Origin of the sequence: Cellulomonas sp. C5510 (genome assembly GCF_019797765.1) — a bacterium.
Taxonomy (GTDB): Bacteria; Actinomycetota; Actinomycetes; order Actinomycetales; family Cellulomonadaceae; genus Cellulomonas.
Genome location: NZ_CP081862.1, coordinates 2772389 through 2787764 on the forward strand (window position 1 = coordinate 2772389; position 15376 = coordinate 2787764).

Annotated in this window: 15 protein-coding genes; 8 read left to right on the top strand and 7 right to left on the bottom strand. The window is 74.7% G+C overall.

Annotated elements, in window-relative coordinates:
• Window positions 1-66 precede the first annotated feature (66 nt).
• The 5 genes from K5O09_RS12800 to K5O09_RS12820 all read left to right on the top strand — a co-directional run bounded on the left by K5O09_RS12800 (window position 67) and on the right by K5O09_RS12820 (window position 8031).
• Complete coding sequence (locus K5O09_RS12800; RefSeq protein WP_222169900.1) at window positions 67-846, top strand: response regulator transcription factor; 780 nt, start codon at window positions 67-69, stop codon at window positions 844-846.
• Window positions 843-1928, top strand: a complete 1086-nt coding sequence (locus K5O09_RS12805; protein ID WP_255595398.1) for a HAMP domain-containing sensor histidine kinase — start codon at window positions 843-845, stop codon at window positions 1926-1928. Before K5O09_RS12800 ends, K5O09_RS12805 begins: the two co-directional genes overlap by 4 nt.
• Window positions 1929-2026: 98 nt before the next feature.
• Window positions 2027-3010, top strand: a complete 984-nt coding sequence (locus tag K5O09_RS12810) for an ABC transporter ATP-binding protein (protein WP_222169901.1) — start codon at window positions 2027-2029, stop codon at window positions 3008-3010.
• Window positions 3007-3819, top strand: a complete 813-nt coding sequence (locus tag K5O09_RS12815) for an ABC transporter permease (protein ID WP_222169902.1) — start codon at window positions 3007-3009, stop codon at window positions 3817-3819. Before K5O09_RS12810 ends, K5O09_RS12815 begins: the two co-directional genes overlap by 4 nt.
• A 285-nt stretch (window positions 3820-4104) precedes the next feature.
• On the top strand, window positions 4105-8031 hold the full coding sequence (locus K5O09_RS12820) for a multifunctional oxoglutarate decarboxylase/oxoglutarate dehydrogenase thiamine pyrophosphate-binding subunit/dihydrolipoyllysine-residue succinyltransferase subunit (protein ID WP_222169903.1): 3927 nt from the start codon (window positions 4105-4107) through the stop codon (window positions 8029-8031).
• 63 nt (window positions 8032-8094) lie between these two features.
• Here K5O09_RS12820 and K5O09_RS12825 read toward each other — a convergent pair whose 3' ends face one another.
• Window positions 8095-9240 carry a GNAT family N-acetyltransferase gene (locus K5O09_RS12825; protein WP_222169904.1) on the bottom strand — a complete coding sequence of 382 codons (1146 nt, stop codon included), beginning with the start codon at window positions 9238-9240 and terminating at the stop codon, window positions 8095-8097.
• 117 nt (window positions 9241-9357) lie between these two features.
• The gene (locus tag K5O09_RS12830; RefSeq protein WP_222169905.1) at window positions 9358-10332 is read right to left on the bottom strand and encodes a GlxA family transcriptional regulator; all 975 of its coding nucleotides are present in this window, start codon (window positions 10330-10332) and stop codon (window positions 9358-9360) included.
• A gap of 91 nt (window positions 10333-10423) precedes the next feature.
• Here K5O09_RS12830 and K5O09_RS12835 point away from each other — a divergent pair, with 91 nt between their 5' ends.
• Together K5O09_RS12835 and K5O09_RS12840 are read left to right on the top strand one after the other, a co-directional pair.
• Window positions 10424-10573, top strand: a complete 150-nt coding sequence (locus K5O09_RS12835) for a hypothetical protein (RefSeq protein ID WP_222169906.1) — start codon at window positions 10424-10426, stop codon at window positions 10571-10573.
• Window positions 10574-10698: 125 nt separating this feature from the next.
• Window positions 10699-11298: a GDSL-type esterase/lipase family protein gene (locus K5O09_RS12840; RefSeq protein ID WP_222169907.1), complete on the top strand. Its 600-nt coding sequence runs from the start codon at window positions 10699-10701 to the stop codon at window positions 11296-11298.
• A gap of 6 nt (window positions 11299-11304) precedes the next feature.
• On the opposite strand, the gene K5O09_RS12845 is transcribed toward K5O09_RS12840, so the two are convergent.
• From K5O09_RS12845 to K5O09_RS12855, 3 genes are all read right to left on the bottom strand, one after another.
• Entirely contained in the window at window positions 11305-11958 is a 654-nt protein-coding gene (locus K5O09_RS12845) for a PadR family transcriptional regulator (protein ID WP_370635448.1), read from the bottom strand.
• Window positions 11958-12827, bottom strand: coding sequence for a DUF4097 family beta strand repeat-containing protein (locus K5O09_RS12850; RefSeq protein WP_222169908.1), 870 nt, complete (start codon window positions 12825-12827; stop codon window positions 11958-11960). Before K5O09_RS12850 ends, K5O09_RS12845 begins: the two co-directional genes overlap by 1 nt.
• A gap of 70 nt (window positions 12828-12897) precedes the next feature.
• Window positions 12898-13986 carry a type IV pilus twitching motility protein PilT gene (locus tag K5O09_RS12855; RefSeq protein ID WP_222169909.1) on the bottom strand — a complete coding sequence of 363 codons (1089 nt, stop codon included), beginning with the start codon at window positions 13984-13986 and terminating at the stop codon, window positions 12898-12900.
• 138 nt (window positions 13987-14124) lie between these two features.
• Here K5O09_RS12855 and K5O09_RS19570 point away from each other — a divergent pair, with 138 nt between their 5' ends.
• Window positions 14125-14199, top strand: a complete 75-nt coding sequence (locus K5O09_RS19570) for a 50S ribosomal protein bL37 (RefSeq protein ID WP_123371254.1) — start codon at window positions 14125-14127, stop codon at window positions 14197-14199.
• A gap of 98 nt (window positions 14200-14297) precedes the next feature.
• Here the strand turns inward: K5O09_RS19570 and rsrA are convergent, their stop codons facing one another.
• Window positions 14298-14597: a mycothiol system anti-sigma-R factor gene (gene rsrA / locus K5O09_RS12860; RefSeq protein ID WP_222169910.1), complete on the bottom strand. Its 300-nt coding sequence runs from the start codon at window positions 14595-14597 to the stop codon at window positions 14298-14300.
• Window positions 14594-15370, bottom strand: coding sequence for a sigma-70 family RNA polymerase sigma factor (locus K5O09_RS12865; protein WP_304518589.1), 777 nt, complete (start codon window positions 15368-15370; stop codon window positions 14594-14596). Before K5O09_RS12865 ends, rsrA begins: the two co-directional genes overlap by 4 nt.
• Window positions 15371-15376: the final 6 nt, after the last annotated feature.

A 15376-nucleotide genomic window follows, 5' to 3' on the forward strand; every position in this document is an offset into this window, starting at 1 on the left:
GACTTGAGCTGCTCATGGTGGGGTCGATCATACGAAACCTCCACACCCGCGCTCTACGCTGGGTCGATGACGTTCGCTTCCCGTCCCGGCGGTGCCGCCGGCAGCCCCGCGGGCGCCCCGGGCTCCGCGTCCACGTCGGTGCTCGTCGTCGAGGACGAGCCCGCCATCGCCACCGCGGTCGCGCGGCGGCTCTCCGCCGAGGGCTGGCAGGTGGAGACCGTCGGCGACGGTCTCCAGGCCGTCGACGCCGCCGCCCGGCTGAACCCCGACGTCGTCGTGCTCGACGTGATGCTGCCGGGGATCGACGGCCTCGAGGTGTGCCGCCGCATCCAGGCCGACCGGCCCGTCCCCGTCCTCATGCTGACCGCCCGGGACGACGAGACCGACATGCTCATCGGGCTCGGGGTCGGCGCCGACGACTACATGACCAAGCCGTTCTCGATGCGCGAGCTCGTGGCGCGGGTCAAGGCCCTGCTGCGGCGCCAGCAGCGCGCGGCGCTCGCCGCCGAGCTCGCCGCCGTGTCGCCCCAGGCCGAGCCGCCCGTCGCGGTCGGCGACGTCGTCATCGACCGCGCGCAGCGCCGCGTGCACCGCGCCGGCGAGGAGGTGCACCTCACGCCGACCGAGTTCGACCTGCTGCTCGCGCTCGCCGCCAGCCCGCGCACCGTGCTCACGCGCGAGCGCCTGCTGGCCGAGGTGTGGGACTGGGTGGACGCCTCCGGGACGCGCACCGTCGACTCCCACGTGAAGGCCTTGCGCAGGAAGCTCGGGGCGGACCTGATCCGCACGGTGCACGGCGTGGGCTACGCGCTGGAGCCGGCCGGCACGGGCAGCGGCGGCGCGTGACGGTCCCCCGGCACCAGCGCCCGCGCGTGGGGCGGCTGCCCGACGTGCGGCCGCTCGACCGGCTGCGCTCCATCAAGATCAAGCTGGGCGTGCTGGTCGCGGCGGCGGTGTTCGTCGCGGCGCTCCTGACGTGGATCGGGCTGAACAACGCGCTCGGGCCGACGCGGACGTTCCCGATCGTCATCGTGATCGCCCTCGTCATGACGCAGGTGCTCGCCCGCGGCATGACGTCGCCGCTCCGGGAGATGACCGCGGCCGCGCGGGCCATGGCGGCGGGCGACTACAGCCGCCGCGTGCGCGCGACGAGCCGCGACGAGGTCGGCGAGCTCGCGGCGGCGTTCAACCGCATGGCGGACGACCTCGAGCAGGCCGACTCCCTGCGCCGCGAGATGGTCGCGAACGTCTCGCACGAGCTGCGCACCCCGGTCACCGCGCTCCAGGCCCAGCTCGAGAACATCGTCGACGGGGTGAGCGACCCCGACCCGGAGTCCATGCGGGCGGCGCTCGCCCAGACGCAGCGGCTCAGCAGGCTCGTCGCCACCCTGCTCGACCTGTCGCGGCTCGAGGCCGGCGCGGTCGACCTGCAGGTCACGGAGGTGCCGCTGCAGCAGTTCCTCGAGGAGGCCGCGCAGGAGGGCCGGCTGGTGGGCTCCTCGAAGGACCTCACGTTCCCGGTGCAGGTCGAGCCGGCGGACCTCACGGTGCCCGCCGACCGCGAGCGCCTGCACCAGGTGGTCGCGAACCTCGTGCAGAACGCGGTGCGGCACTCCCCGCGCGGCGCGCCGGTCCGGCTCGAGGCGCACCGCGCGGGCGGCTGGGTGCGGATCGACGTCGTCGACCAGGGCCCCGGGATCGCAGCGGACCAGCGGCAGCGCGTCTTCGAGCGGTTCGCGCGCGGCAACACCCCGGCGATCACCGGGCAGATCTCCACGGGCGGCACCGGTCTCGGGCTGTCGATCGTGCGCTGGGCGGTCACGCTCCACGGAGGCACGGTCGAGGTCGCCGACACGGACACGGGCTGCACCATGCGCGTGATGCTCCCGTCGCGCCGCACCTCCCGGCCCGCGACCGGCGCCTTCTAGCGCCTCCGTCCGGCGGCGGAGGCGCCCCGGCCCGGCGGCGGGCGGTCTCCCCCTCGCGGCTGATCCCCCGGGTCGGTGCCGGCTCCTAGGGTCGGGTCATGCCACCTGACGCGACGCACGCCATCGAGGTCAGCCACCTCACGAAGACGTTCGGCCAGGTCCGGGCCGTCGACGACCTGAGCTTCACCGTCCGGCCCGGCCGGGTGACCGGGTTCCTCGGCCCGAACGGCGCCGGCAAGACGACCACGCTGCGGATGCTGCTGGGCCTGGTGACGCCGACCAGCGGCACCGCGACCATCGGCGGCCGCCGCTACGCCGACCTCGACCGCCCCATGCGCACGGTCGGCGCCGCCCTCGAGGCCGCGGACTTCCACCCCGGCCGCACGGCCCTGGACCACCTGCGCGTCTTCACCCCGCAGGCCGGCGTCCCGGACTCCCGTGCCCCCGAGGTGCTCGACCTCGTCGGGCTGGGGTTCGCGGCGAAGCGCCGGGTCGGCGGCTTCTCCCTCGGCATGCGGCAGCGGCTCGCGCTGGCGACCACCTTGCTCGGCGACCCGCCGGTGCTGCTGCTGGACGAGCCCGCGAACGGCCTGGACCCCGAGGGCATCCGCTGGCTGCGCGACCTGCTGCGGGCGCTCGCCGCCCAGGGGCGGACCGTCCTGGTGTCCTCGCACGTGCTGTCCGAGGTGCAGCAGACCGTCGACGACGTCGTCATCATCGCCGGCGGCCGCCTCGTGCACGCCTCCACGCTCGAGGAGCTGGGGCGCATGACCGAGCCCCGCGTGCGCATCGCCTCCCCGGACGCGGGCCGTCTGGAGGCGCTCGTGGCCGAGCAGGGCTGGGCGACCGGGCTCGTGTCCCCGGGTGTCGTCGAGGTCACGGGCACGGACGCCGCCGCCGTCGGGCGCGCCGCCTTCGCGGCCGGCCTCGAGCTGCACGAGCTCGCGACGCACGCGGCCGGGCTGGAGGAGCTGTTCCTCAGCCTGACGTCGTCCGCCGCCGAGCACGCAGCCCCGCCCGGGGCACCGCCGACCGCCACCGGGCCGACCGCCGCCGACGCGTCCACCGGAGGTGCGCGATGAAGGACACCCTGGTCTCCGAGTACCGGAAGCTCGTCACGACCCGCACCTGGTGGGTGCTGCTGATCGTCATGGTCGGCTACATGGCGTTCCTCGGGACGATGATGGCGTTCGCCTTCACGTTCGACGGCGGCTCGCAGGTCTCCACGGGCGGCGGGGCCACGCCGGTCGTCGACCCGCGGGACATCGCCGTGGCGGTGTACTCCCTGCCCGCCTCGCTCGGGTACGCCCTGCCGCTGCTGGTCGGCGTCCTGGCGGTGACCGCGGAGTTCCGGCACCGCACGCTCACGCCGACGCTCCTGGCCCAGCCCGACCGCAACCGGTTCGTGGCCGGCAAGCTGATCGCGTCGATCCCGATGGGCCTGCTGTACGGCGTGCTCGGGACCCTCGCGACCGTCGCCGCGGGCGCCACCGTGTTCGCCTTCACCGACGCGGACGCGTTCCTCGGGGACGCGCAGATGTGGGGCGTCATCGCCCGGACGGTCCTCTCGCTCACGATCTGGTGCGTGCTCGGCGTCGGTCTCGGGTTCGCGCTGCCGAACCAGGTCGTGGCGATCATCGTCGTGCTGGCCTTCACCCAGTTCGTCGAGCCGATCGCCCGGCTGGTGCTCAACCTGAACGACGCCACGGCGGGGATCTCGCGGTTCATGCCGGGCGCCGCCGGCGAGGCGATCAGCGGCGGGTCGTTCTACTCCGCGAGCGGCCTGGGGAATCTGCTGTCCCCCGCGGCGGGCGCCCTGGTGCTCGTCGGCTACGCGCTGGTGCTCGCGCTGCTCGGCCGCCTCACGACGCTGCGTCGCGACATCACCTGACCCCGCCCGACGCCGCCCGCGCCCCTCGTCGCCCGTCCGGCGGCGGGGGGCGCGCGCGTCCGCCCCGGCCTGCGCATGACCGAGTTGGCACGGGCCAGACCACCCGCAGACCCGCAGATGGGATGCCCCTCACCCCCGGGCGACCCGCCGTGTGACGAGCACGTGAACCACCCGCGCGTCACCCGCCCCGACGGGAGACGACACGCAGTCAGGACGTAGGGTTGGCCACGAACCGATCCGGCGAAGACGCGGTCAGTGACCGCGGAGGAAGTGGGCGATCCTCGCGTGTCCCAGCATGCCGAGCCAGACGTGAACCGGGCCGACTTCGGCGCGAACACGTGGCTGGTGGACGAGCTGTACGAGCAGTACCTCCAGGACAAGTCCGCGGTCGATCCGGCGTGGTGGGACTTCTTCGAGGGCTACCGGCCCTCGGCGCCCCAGCCGACGACCTCGGGGGCACCGGACGGCGCGTCGGGGGACGCCGCCCCGGCGCCCGCGGACGGCCGGCGTCCCGCGTCCGGCTCCGCGCGGCAGGACGGCGGCGCGGCAGCCGCCCCGGCAGCGCCGCCCGTGGCGGCCCCGGACGCCGGGACGCCCGGCGGCGAGCGCGACGGCACCGTCGCCCAGCCGGGTGCGACCCGGCCCGCGCACACCGGCGACGGCAGCGCGGTCCCCCCGGCCCCCTCCCCCGCCGCGTCCGCTCCCGCGGGCCCGGCACCCACCCCGCGGGACCCCGAGCCGGTGCCGACGACGTCCCCGGTGGCGACCGCGCAGCCCGCGACCGCCCCCTACGCGCCCGCCGCGAAGGCCGCACGCGAGGCCGAGCTCGAGCCGCCGGAGGCCGCGGACGAGGTGCAGCGCCTGCGCGGACCCTCCGCGCGCGTCGTGACCAACATGGAGGCCAGCCTCGAGGTGCCGACCGCCACGTCGGTCCGCGCCATCCCCGCGAAGCTGCTGGTCGACAACCGCATCGTCATCAACAACCACCTGGCGCGCGGCCGCGGCGGCAAGGTCTCGTTCACGCACCTCATCGGCTTCGCGCTGGTGGAGGCGCTCGGCGAGATGCCCGCGATGAACAGCGCCTACACGCTCGTCGACGGCAAGCCCGGGGTGATGACGCCCGCGCACGTGAACCTCGGTCTCGCGATCGACCTGGCGAAGCCGGACGGCACCCGCCAGCTGCTCGTGCCGAGCATCAAGAAGGCGGAGACGCTCGACTTCGCCCAGTTCTGGACCGCGTACGAGGACGTCGTGCGGCGCGCCCGCGGCGGCAAGCTCGGGGTCGACGACTTCGCCGGCACCACGATCTCGCTGACCAACCCCGGCACCATCGGCACGGTGCACTCCGTGCCGCGCCTCATGCAGGGCCAGGGCACGATCATCGGCGTCGGCGCGATGGACTACCCCGCCGAGTTCCAGGGCACGTCCGACGAGCAGCTCAACAAGATGGGCGTGTCCAAGGTGCTGACGGTGACGTCCACCTACGACCACCGGATCATCCAGGGTGCGCAGTCCGGCGACTTCCTCCGCATCCTGCACCGCAAGCTGCTGGGCGAGGACGGGTTCTACGACCGGGTGTTCGCCTCCCTGCGCGTGCCCTACGAGCCGATCCGCTGGGTCAAGGAGGCGGCCGACCCGGACGCCGAGGCCATCAAGCCCGCGCGGATCGCCGAGCTCATCCACGCCTACCGGTCGCGCGGCCACCTGATGGCCGACACCGACCCGCTGGCGTACCGGCTGCGCAAGCACCCCGACCTGGACGTGCAGACGCACGGCCTGTCGCTGTGGGACCTGGACCGCACGTTCCCGACCGGCGGGTTCACGGGCCGGCCCCGCGCGACGCTGCGCCAGGTGCTCGGCCTGCTGCGCGACTCGTACTGCCGCACCACCGGCTTCGAGTACATGCACCTGCAGGACCCGCGGCAGCGTCGGTGGCTGCAGGAGCGGCTCGAGGCCGGCTACGCGCCCACCCCGCGCGAGGACCAGCTGCGCATCCTGCGCCGCCTGAACGCGGCCGAGGCGTTCGAGACGTTCCTGCAGACGAAGTACGTCGGGCAGAAGCGGTTCTCCCTCGAGGGCGGCGAGTCCGTCATCCCGCTGCTCGACGCGATCCTGTCCCGGGCGGCCGAGGGCGGTCTGGACGAGGTCGCCATCGGCATGGCGCACCGCGGCCGGCTCAACGTGCTCGCGAACATCGCCGGCAAGTCGTACGGGCAGATCTTCAGCGAGTTCGAGGGCAACCAGGACCCGAAGTCCGTCCAGGGCTCGGGCGACGTCAAGTACCACCTGGGCACCGAGGGCGTGTTCCAGTCGGAGTCCGGCGCGTCGACGCGGGTGTACCTGGCGGCGAACCCGTCGCACCTCGAGGCCGTGGACCCCGTGCTCGAGGGCATCGTCCGCGCCAAGCAGGACCGGATCGACCTGGGCGGCGACGGGTTCTCCGTGCTGCCGATCCTCATCCACGGCGACGCGGCGTTCGCCGGGCAGGGCGTGGTCTTCGAGACCCTCAACCTGGCCCAGCTGCGCGGCTACCGCACCGGCGGCACGGTCCACGTGGTCATCAACAACCAGGTCGGCTTCACCACCGGCCCGTCGTCGTCGCGGTCCTCGCAGTACGCGACCGACGTCGCCAAGGGCCTGCAGGTCCCGATCTTCCACGTCAACGGCGACGACCCCGAGGCGTGCGTCCGGGTCGCGGAGCTCGCGTTCGAGTACCGCGAGCAGTTCGACCGCGACGTCATCATCGACATGGTCTGCTACCGGCGCCGTGGCCACAACGAGGGCGACGACCCCTCGATGACCCAGCCGCTCATGTACAACCTCATCGAGGCCAAGCGCTCGGTGCGCAAGCTCTACACCGAGGCGCTGGTGTCGCGCGGCGACATCACGCTGGAGGAGGCGGAGCACGTGCTGCGCGACTACCAGGCGCAGCTCGAGCGGGTGTTCGCGGAGACCCGCGAGGAGGGCTGGACCCCGCCGTCGCCGGACGCCGAGCCGGTCGCCGGCCTGGAGCGCCCGGAGTCCCAGCGCGAGGACGCGGGCGTCATCATCGGCTGGCAGACGGCCGTCCCGGCGAAGGTGCTGGAGCGGATCGGCGCCGCGCACGTCCGTGCGCCCGAGGGCTTCACCGTGCACCCCAAGCTGGCCCAGCTGCTCGCCCGTCGCGAGCAGATGTCCCGCGAGGGCGGCATCGACTGGGGCTTCGGGGAGATCCTGGCGTTCGGGTCGCTGCTCATCGAGGGCACGCCGGTGCGGCTCGCCGGGCAGGACTCGCGCCGCGGGACGTTCGTGCAGCGGCACGCCGTGCTGCACGACCGCGAGACCGGCGCGGAGTGGACGCCGCTGCTGTACCTGTCGGCGGACCAGGCCAAGTTCTGGGTGTACGACTCCTCGCTGTCGGAGTACGCCGCGCTCGGCTTCGAGTACGGCTACTCGGTCGAGCGTCCCGACGCCCTGGTGCTGTGGGAGGCGCAGTTCGGCGACTTCGTCAACGGCGCCCAGACCGTCATCGACGAGTTCATCTCCTCGGCCGAGCAGAAGTGGGGCCAGCACTCGTCCGTCGTGCTGCTGCTCCCCCACGGCTACGAGGGCCAGGGGCCGGACCACTCGTCCGCCCGCATCGAGCGGTTCCTGCAGCTGTGCGCCGAGGGCAACATGACGGTGGCGCAGCCCACCACCCCCGCGTCGTACTTCCACCTGCTGCGGCACCAGGCGTACACGCGCCCCCGCCGCCCGCTCGTGGTGTTCACGCCGAAGTCGATGCTGCGGCTGAAGGCCGGGGCGTCGCCCGTCGAGGACTTCACGTCGGGGACGTTCCGGCCGGTCATCGGCGACGACGTGGCGGCACGGGACGCCGCGCGGGTCGATCGCGTGCTGCTCTGCTCCGGCAAGGTCTACTGGGACCTCGTCGCGCAGCGCGAGAAGCTCGGGGACGAGCACACGGCCGTGGTCCGGTTCGAGCAGCTCTACCCGCTCGACCCGGAGGGCCTGCGTGCCGCGCTCGCGCCGTTCGACGGCGCCGAGCTGGTGTGGGTGCAGGACGAGCCGCGCAACCAGGGCCCGTGGGGCTTCATGTCGATGGCGCTGCCGCAGGTCGTCGGCGCCCCGGTGCGTGCGGTCTCCCGCCCGGCGTCCGCGTCCACCGCGGCGGGGTCCGCGAAGGTGCACCAGGCCGAGCAGGCGGACCTGCTGCGGGCGGCGTTCGAGCGCTGACCCCCGGTCCCGCGCCGCCCCCGCGCCGTCCCTCTCCGGGACCGGCGCGGGGGCGGCGGCGTCTCACCCGGCCAGGCCCAGCCGCCGGGCCAGCGGCACGGCGCGCACGAGGGCGTGCGCCGCGAGCCCCCCGGCCGGCAGCAGCAGGTCGACCTGCGTGCGGGCCGCGGGCCACAGGCGGGCGCCGACGGCGTAGTGCGACCCGAACCCCGGGTCGACGAACGGGGCGTCCGTGGTGCCCAGCAGGTACGTCATGGCGGCGATCCGGCCGACGGACCCCGGGCTGAACCGCCGGAACCGCTCGTCGTACGCGTCGAGCATCCCGAACCACCCGCCACCGGAGCGCGCGAGGTACCCGGTCCACAGGGTGTGCGGGCCGGCGGCGAGGCGCAGCACCGCGAGGTCGCCGTCGCGCCGGAACGCCCGGGCGGCATCGCGGAACCACTGCTCGCGGCGCGGGTCCAGCCCGACGGCCGCTCCGCCGCGGTCCGTGTCACCCTTCCACCCGGCGGACTGGAGCTCGATGAACCTGTCGTCCGCGTCGGGTCGCGCAGAGTCGAGGTGGAGGGCGATCGGCTCGCCGGTCTCGCGCCGGATCCCGCGCACGACGCGGCGGATCTTCTGGGCGTCGCCCGGTCGCAGGTGCGCGGTGGACAGCGGCGGGTCGACGATGGCGCCGTCCACCGGGTCGGGGACGTCGAGCACCGTCAGCGCCTCGCGCGGCGCCCACGCCCCGGTCTCACGGCACCGCTCGACGACGGGGAGGCGGCGGCGTCGCACGACCTCGGCGAGCGCGTCGGCGAGCGGCCCCTCGAGCGGGAACCGGCGCAGGAGCACGAGCCCGGGCAGGCCCACGGCCGGCGCGCCCCGGAGCAGGGCGTCGAGCACCTCGACCGCACGACCTCGGCGCACCAGCGGGTGGTGGCGGTCGGACTCGAGCGTCATGTAGTCCCCACCGGTCGTGAGCGCCTCGACGGGGACGCGCGGCATCACGCGCTTCGTCGTCAACGCCAGCACGCCGAGCCAGCGGGCGTCCTCGGTCACCACGAGCAGCCGCAGGTCGGCGACGCGCTCCCCGAGGCGCCGGGCGGCCAGGAGCTGGCGGGGGTCCAGGCACATGTTGGGGGCCACGGCGTCGGCGGCGAGGTTCTGCCAGGCCCTCCCCTCATCGGCGGTCACGTCGGCGAGCGGGAGGAGTCTGACCTGCATGTCGCCTCCGGGCACGGGGACGCCGGGCCTCCCCCGGCTCCGACCCACGTTAGGCGAACCTATGTCCGTTTTGTGCTCATTCTGTGGGTGAAGTCCTCGCGCGCCCGGTGCCCGCCGTCAGGCGACCGCCGCGGCACGCTCCGCGTCGTCCGTGCACGCGAACTGCCGGCGGTAGGCCTGGGGGCTCGTACCGAGCACCCGCGCGAAGTGGTGCCGCAGGATCGCCGCGCTGCCGAACCCGCTCGCCCGGGCCACCTCCTCGACCCCTGCCGCCGTCCGCTCGAGCATCTCCTGCGCCCGGACGAGCCGCTGCCGGGTGATCCAGGCGGCGGGCGTGGTGCCCGTCTCGGCGCGGAACCGGCGGGCGAACGTCCGCTCGGACATCAGGGCCCGCGCGGCGAGGTCCGGGACGGTGAGCTCCTCGTCGAGGTGCTCGACGAGCCACGCCAGCAGCGGCGCCAGGGTGTCGGCGTCGCACGGCAGCGGGGTCTCGACGTACTGCGCCTGCCCGCCGTCGCGGTGCGGCGGCACCACCATGCGGCGGGCGATCGCGGCGGCGTCGCGCGCCCCGAGCTCGCGTCGTACCAGGTGCAGGCAGGCGTCGATGCCGGCCGCCGTCCCGGCGCTGCTGATCACCCCGCGGTCCTCCACGTACAGCACCGCGGGGTCGACCTGCGCCCGCGGGAACCGGCGCGCGAGCTCGTCGGCGTACATCCAGTGGGTGGTGCACCGCCTCCCGTCCAGCAGCCCGGCGTCGCCGAGCGCGAACGCGCCGGAGCAGATGCTCATGACCCAGGCGCCCCGGTCGTGGGCGTCGCGCAGCGCCTGCAGCGCGGACGCGGGCAGCTCGGCGGGAGCACCGAAGGGCAGGGCGATGACCAGGTCGGCGTCGGCGGCGGCCTCGAGCCCGGCCGGCACGTCGAGCCGCAGACCGGGCTTCATCGGCACGGGGCCCGGCTCGGGGGTGCACACCGTGAAGTCGAAGGCCGGCCCGCCGGTGTCGGTGCGGTCGATGCCGAAGACCTCGCACACGAGCCCGAGCTCGAAGGCGGCCACCCCGGGGACCGCGATGGCGGTCACGCGTCGCAACATCCGGCCAGTGTGCCACCTCTGGCGGGATCTCGACGAGAGGCGGCCGTTCTGCCACTCGTGGCCGGACCTCGATGCCGGCAGCATTCCTGCCATGGCGATCACGATCCTCCTGCTCGGGCTCCTGACCCTGCTCGTCTGGCTCACGGCGCGGCTGGTCGACACCATCCGCCGCGACGGTCTCGGGCACCGGCCCCCGCCGGCGTCCCGGCACGACTGGACGGAGGGCACCGGCCTGCGGTGACACGCCCGGCACGCGCCCCCGCCGGCGTGCGCGCGTCGCACCGGCGGCGGGACCGCACGGCTGCGACACTGGACCCCGCACGTGCGCGGCACCCGCCGCGCGAGACCGAGAGGACGGGGACGGCCGTGGGCGAGCAGGCGCTGCGCCTGGTGGTGGTCGGGGACGAGCTGGCCGCCGGAGCAGGCGACCCGCGAGCCCTGGGCTGGGTCGGGCGCGTGGTCGCCCGCACGGCGGCACCCGCCCCGCCCACCGTGCTGACGCTCGCGGTCCCGGGCGAGACGACCACCGGCCTGTCCGCCCGGTGGGAGGAGGAGGTCGCCCGCCGCACCTCCCCCGAGGTCGAGACGCGGCTGGTCGTCGCGCTCGGCCGGGCCGATGCCCTCGCCGGCCTGTCGCTCGCCCGCAGCCGGCTCAATCTCGCGAACGTCCTCGACGCCGCGGACCAGCGTCGGATGCCGGCCTTCGTCGTCGGACCGCCGCCCGGCGCCGGCATCGACGCGACCACGCTGGCGGACCTGTCCGCCGCGTTCGCCGACGTGACCACCCGGCGCCGCGACCCCTACGTCGACACGTTCGGCCCGCTGGCCGGGCACGAGCAGTGGCTCGCGGACCTCGCCGCCGGCGACGGCGCCCTGCCCGGGCAGGCCGGCTACGGGCTCATGGCGTGGCTGGTGCTGCACTCCCACTGGAACGCGTGGCTCGGGCTCCCGGAGGACGTGGTCTAGCCCGCGTCACCGGGGCAGCGTCGCCTCGATCGCCACCCGCGCGCTCACCAGGACGGCCCGCACCGTGTCGGCGGTCAGAGGCGAGACGCCCCCGCGCTGTTCGGCGTCACGCAGGGCCGCCCGGACCTGGGCCCGGAACTCGGCGAGGTCCGCCTCGGCACGCACCCGACGCCGGCGCGCGGCCCGCTGCTCCCGCCGCGCCGCGCGGTCCTGCTCCCCCGGCCCCTCGTGCCACCCCGGCTCCTCCGGCAGCGCGACCCCTTCGTGCCCGCGGGCGCGCGCCTGCTGCGCGGCAGCGGCCAGCTCGGCCCGCAGCCCCGCCGCCGACCCCACCACGTCGGTCCGCACCCGCGCGGCCAGCTCGCGGACCGACCTGGCCACGTCGTGCTCGAGGGCGACCAGGTCGGCGCGCCGGTCACGCAGCTCCTGCCTCCCGCGCTCCGTGAGCGCGTACGTCGCGGTGCGGCCATCCTGCGTCCGCTCGACCAGCCCGTCCTCCTGCAACCGCGCCAGCCGCGGGTAGACCGTGCCCGCGCTCGGCCGGTACAGCCCGCCGAACCGGTCGGACAGCGCCGTGATCAGCTCGTAGCCGTGCCGGGGCCCGTCCTCGAGCAGCGAGAGCAGGTAGAGCCGCAGCTGCCCGTGCGCGAAGACCGCCATCAGGGCCCCGGGACGGGACCGCCCGACCCGGGGCCGGCCGGCGGCACCACGGGCTCCGCGAGCGGCACGCCGTGCAGGACGGTGAGGTGGCCCGACACGGTCTGCGTGGTCACGAAGCACGTCGCCTGGGGGTCGCGCAGGTCCACGCTCGTGCGCCCCGGCCGGCGCTCGCCGTGCTCGACGCCGTCGACCACCACCCGGCCGGACACGCTGCGCGCCTCGACACCCACGCCGTGGCCCGCCGGCAGCCGCACGGCCACGTCGCCCGAGACGGTCCGCACCTGCACGACGGAGCTCGCCGCGAGGCAGTCGAGCGTGACCTCCCCGGACACCGTCGTGACGGTGACGCGTGACAGGGCGCCGGACGCGGTGGCCGCGCCGGACACCGTGCCGACGGACAGGTCACCCGCGTGGTCCCGCACGACGACGTCCGAGGACACGCTCTTGAGGGCGAGCGCGCCGCGCGTCCCGTCGACCACCACCGCGCCGCCGACGGTCGACACCGTGGCGTCCTGCTGCACACCGGCGAGCAGCAGGTCGGCGTTCACCGACGCGAGGGAGACGGCCGCGCCGCGCGGAACCGCGACGTGCACCTCGACCCGGTCGCGCTGGTGCGGCCCCCGGAGCTTGTCGATCAGGCCGTCGAGCCCGGTGACGGACCGCACACCTGCCCAGAGCGCGCCGTCGGCGTAGGTCACCTCCAGCGGCATGCCGTCGACGCGGTGCACCTGGATGCGGGCGCCCGTGGCGGCGGGGTCGTCGTGCGCGACGACGTCCACCCGCCCGCCGTTCACCTGGACGCGCAGCGAGCGCACGTCCTCCACGTCGACGGTCTGGGGGCCGATGACGACCCAGGACTCGGTGGCCACGGCAGGCTCCTCGGTTCGAGATATATCGCGTTCTGTCACCGTAGGACGCCGCCGGGACACCCGCAAGAGGTCAGGCGATCACGCCGATCGCCCGCAGCTCGACGGTCAGGTCCTGCGGGTTGGTGGCCACCGCGACGGCCTCGTCGTACGACACGGACCCGTCCGCCACGAGGCGCACCAGGTGCTGGTCGAACGTCTGCATCTTGTAGTAGTCGCCCTGCCGGATCAGGTCCAGCAGCGGCTCGGTGCTCCCCGGGTCCACGATCGCCTCCGCCGTGCGACCCGTGTTGACCAGCACCTCGATCACCGCGACCCGGCCGTGGTCGTCCGCCCGGCGCACCAGGCGCTGCGACACGATGCCGCGCAGCGCCTGCGCCAGGGCCACCCGCACCTGCTGCTGCTCGTGCGGCGGGAAGAAGTCGACGATGCGGTTCACCGACTCCGCGGCGTCGATGGTGTGCAGCGTCGACAGCACGAGGTGACCGGTCTCCGCCGCCGACAGCGCCGCCCGCACCGTCTCGACGTCGCGCATCTCCCCGACGAAGATCACGTCGGGGTCCTGGCGCATCGCCGCCCGCAGCGCGACCGTGAAGTCCGCGGTGTCCTGCCGGATCTCCCGCTGCGAGACGATGCCGCGCTTGTCCTGGTGCAGCACCTCGATCGGGTCCTCGATCGTGACGATGTTGGCCTCGCGGACGGTGTTGATCAGGTCGATCATCGACGCCAGCGTCGTCGTCTTGCCCGACCCCGTCGGGCCCGTGACCAGCACCAGGCCGCGCGGCTCCAGCGCCAGCTCCCCCACCACGTCCGGGAGCCCGAGCTCCGACATCGACTGCGCGCCCATCGCGACCAGCCGGAACACCAGCCCGTAGGTGCCGCGGGCCTGGTACGCGTTGACCCGGAAGCGCCCGACTCCCGACAGCGAGAACGCGAAGTCCGCCTCGTGCGAGTGCGCGAACTCCTCCGCGAGCTCAGCCGGGAGCACCTCGTCGAGCATGTTCGCCGTGTCCCGCGGGGTCAGCGCCCGCGCCTGGAGCCGTCGCAGGCGGCCGTCGACGCGCACCCGGGGCTCGGACCCGACCTTCACGTGCAGGTCGGAGCCGCCGGCCTGAGCCAGGGCGTGCAGGAGGGGGACGACGGACTGCGGCTGCTCGGTCACCCCCCTGTCATCGGCCGGAACCCCCCGGGGCTTGAACACCCGCGTGCGGCGGGCCCCGCGGGGTGTGGGACGATGGGGGGTCACTGGGCCGTCGAGGCACACCTCGTCCGGCCGGCACGCCAGACCAGGGAGAGATCGATGAGCAAGCGTGGCCGCAAGCGCCGTTCCCGCGCCGGGAGCTCCGCCAACCACGGCAAGCGCCCCAACGCCTGAGGCGTCGGGCGGCGCCGCCGCGAAGCGCACGAAGGGCCCGGTGCTCACGCACCGGGCCCTTCGTCGTCCTCGTCCGCCCGCGCGGGCGGACGCCGGGATCACGTCGTGCGCGTCACCCGCAGCTCGGTCAGACGGGCGTGGATCTTCAGGCGCAGGTCGGCCGGGGCCTGCTCCTGGCAGCAGCGCCGCACGAGCTCCTTGAGCATCGTCTCGACGGCCACCTCGTCCAGGCAGGGCCGGCACTCCTCGACGTGCGCGCGCACCTGGGCGGCGTCGACCGGCTCGAGCTCGCGGTCGACGTAGGCGAACAGCCGGCCGAGCGCCTGCTCGCACTCCGGGCCGCAGCCCCCGGACGGCCCCCCGGCGGAGGTCCCCGCCGCCGCGTCCCAGCCCGTCATCGTGCCCTCCCCGTCCCCGTGCCGGTGCCGTCGGGCGCCGGCGCCGCGGCCACGAGACCCCGGTCGCGGGCGTAGTCGGCCAGCATGTCGCGCAGCTGGCCCCGCCCGCGGTGCAGCCGGGACATCACCGTCCCGATCGGGGTGCCCATGATCTCGGCGATCTCCTTGTAGGCGAAGCCCTCGACGTCCGCGAGGTAGACCGCGATCCGGAAGTCCTCCGGGAGCCGCGCGAGCGCGTCCTTCACGTCCGAGTCCGGCAGGTGGTCGAGCGCCTCCGCCTCGGCCGAGCGCAGCCCGGTCGAGGTGTGCGACTCCGCGCGCGCGATCTGCCAGTCCTCGATCTCGTCGGCCTGCGACTGCTGCGGCTCGCGCTGCTTCTTGCGGTACGTGTTGATGAAGGTGTTCGTCAGGATCCGGTACAGCCACGCCTTGAGGTTCGTGCCCGGCCGGTACTGGTGGAACGCCGCGAACGCCTTCGCGAACGTCTCCTGGACCAGGTCCTCGGCGTCCGACGGGTTGCGGGTCATGCGCAGGGCGGCGCCGTAGAGCTGGTCCAGGTAGACCAGCGCCTCGGCCTCGAACCGCTCGCTGCGCGCCGCGTCGTCCTCGGACTCGGGGGCGCGTGTGGTGTCCTCGCTCATCGGCGCCGAGCCTAGTGCGCGCGCGGGGGACACGCCCGGCAGGTCCGGGGCGGACGCAGGCAGCGGGGAGGCCACCGGCAGCGTCGCGCCCGCAGGGGCGGGCGCAGGGCGTTCCAGGGTGGTACAGCTCATGGCCTG

Excerpts from the sequence above, each read along its gene's own strand:
- K5O09_RS12810 (WP_222169901.1), top strand. The coding sequence starts at position 2,027 with ATGCCACCTGACGCGACGCACGCCATCGAGGTCAGCCACCTCACGAAG.
- rsrA (WP_222169910.1), bottom strand. The coding sequence starts at position 14,597 with ATGACGGGCTGGGACGCGGCGGCGGGGACCTCCGCCGGGGGGCCGTCC.
- K5O09_RS12800 (WP_222169900.1), top strand. The coding sequence starts at position 67 with ATGACGTTCGCTTCCCGTCCCGGCGGTGCCGCCGGCAGCCCCGCGGGC.
- K5O09_RS12825 (WP_222169904.1), bottom strand. The coding sequence starts at position 9,240 with ATGCAGGTCAGACTCCTCCCGCTCGCCGACGTGACCGCCGATGAGGGG.
- K5O09_RS12845 (WP_370635448.1), bottom strand. The coding sequence starts at position 11,958 with ATGGCGGTCTTCGCGCACGGGCAGCTGCGGCTCTACCTGCTCTCGCTG.
- K5O09_RS12835 (WP_222169906.1), top strand. The coding sequence starts at position 10,424 with ATGGCGATCACGATCCTCCTGCTCGGGCTCCTGACCCTGCTCGTCTGG.
- K5O09_RS12830 (WP_222169905.1), bottom strand. The coding sequence starts at position 10,332 with ATGTTGCGACGCGTGACCGCCATCGCGGTCCCCGGGGTGGCCGCCTTC.
- K5O09_RS12815 (WP_222169902.1), top strand. The coding sequence starts at position 3,007 with ATGAAGGACACCCTGGTCTCCGAGTACCGGAAGCTCGTCACGACCCGC.
- K5O09_RS12865 (WP_304518589.1), bottom strand. The coding sequence starts at position 15,370 with ATGAGCTGTACCACCCTGGAACGCCCTGCGCCCGCCCCTGCGGGCGCG.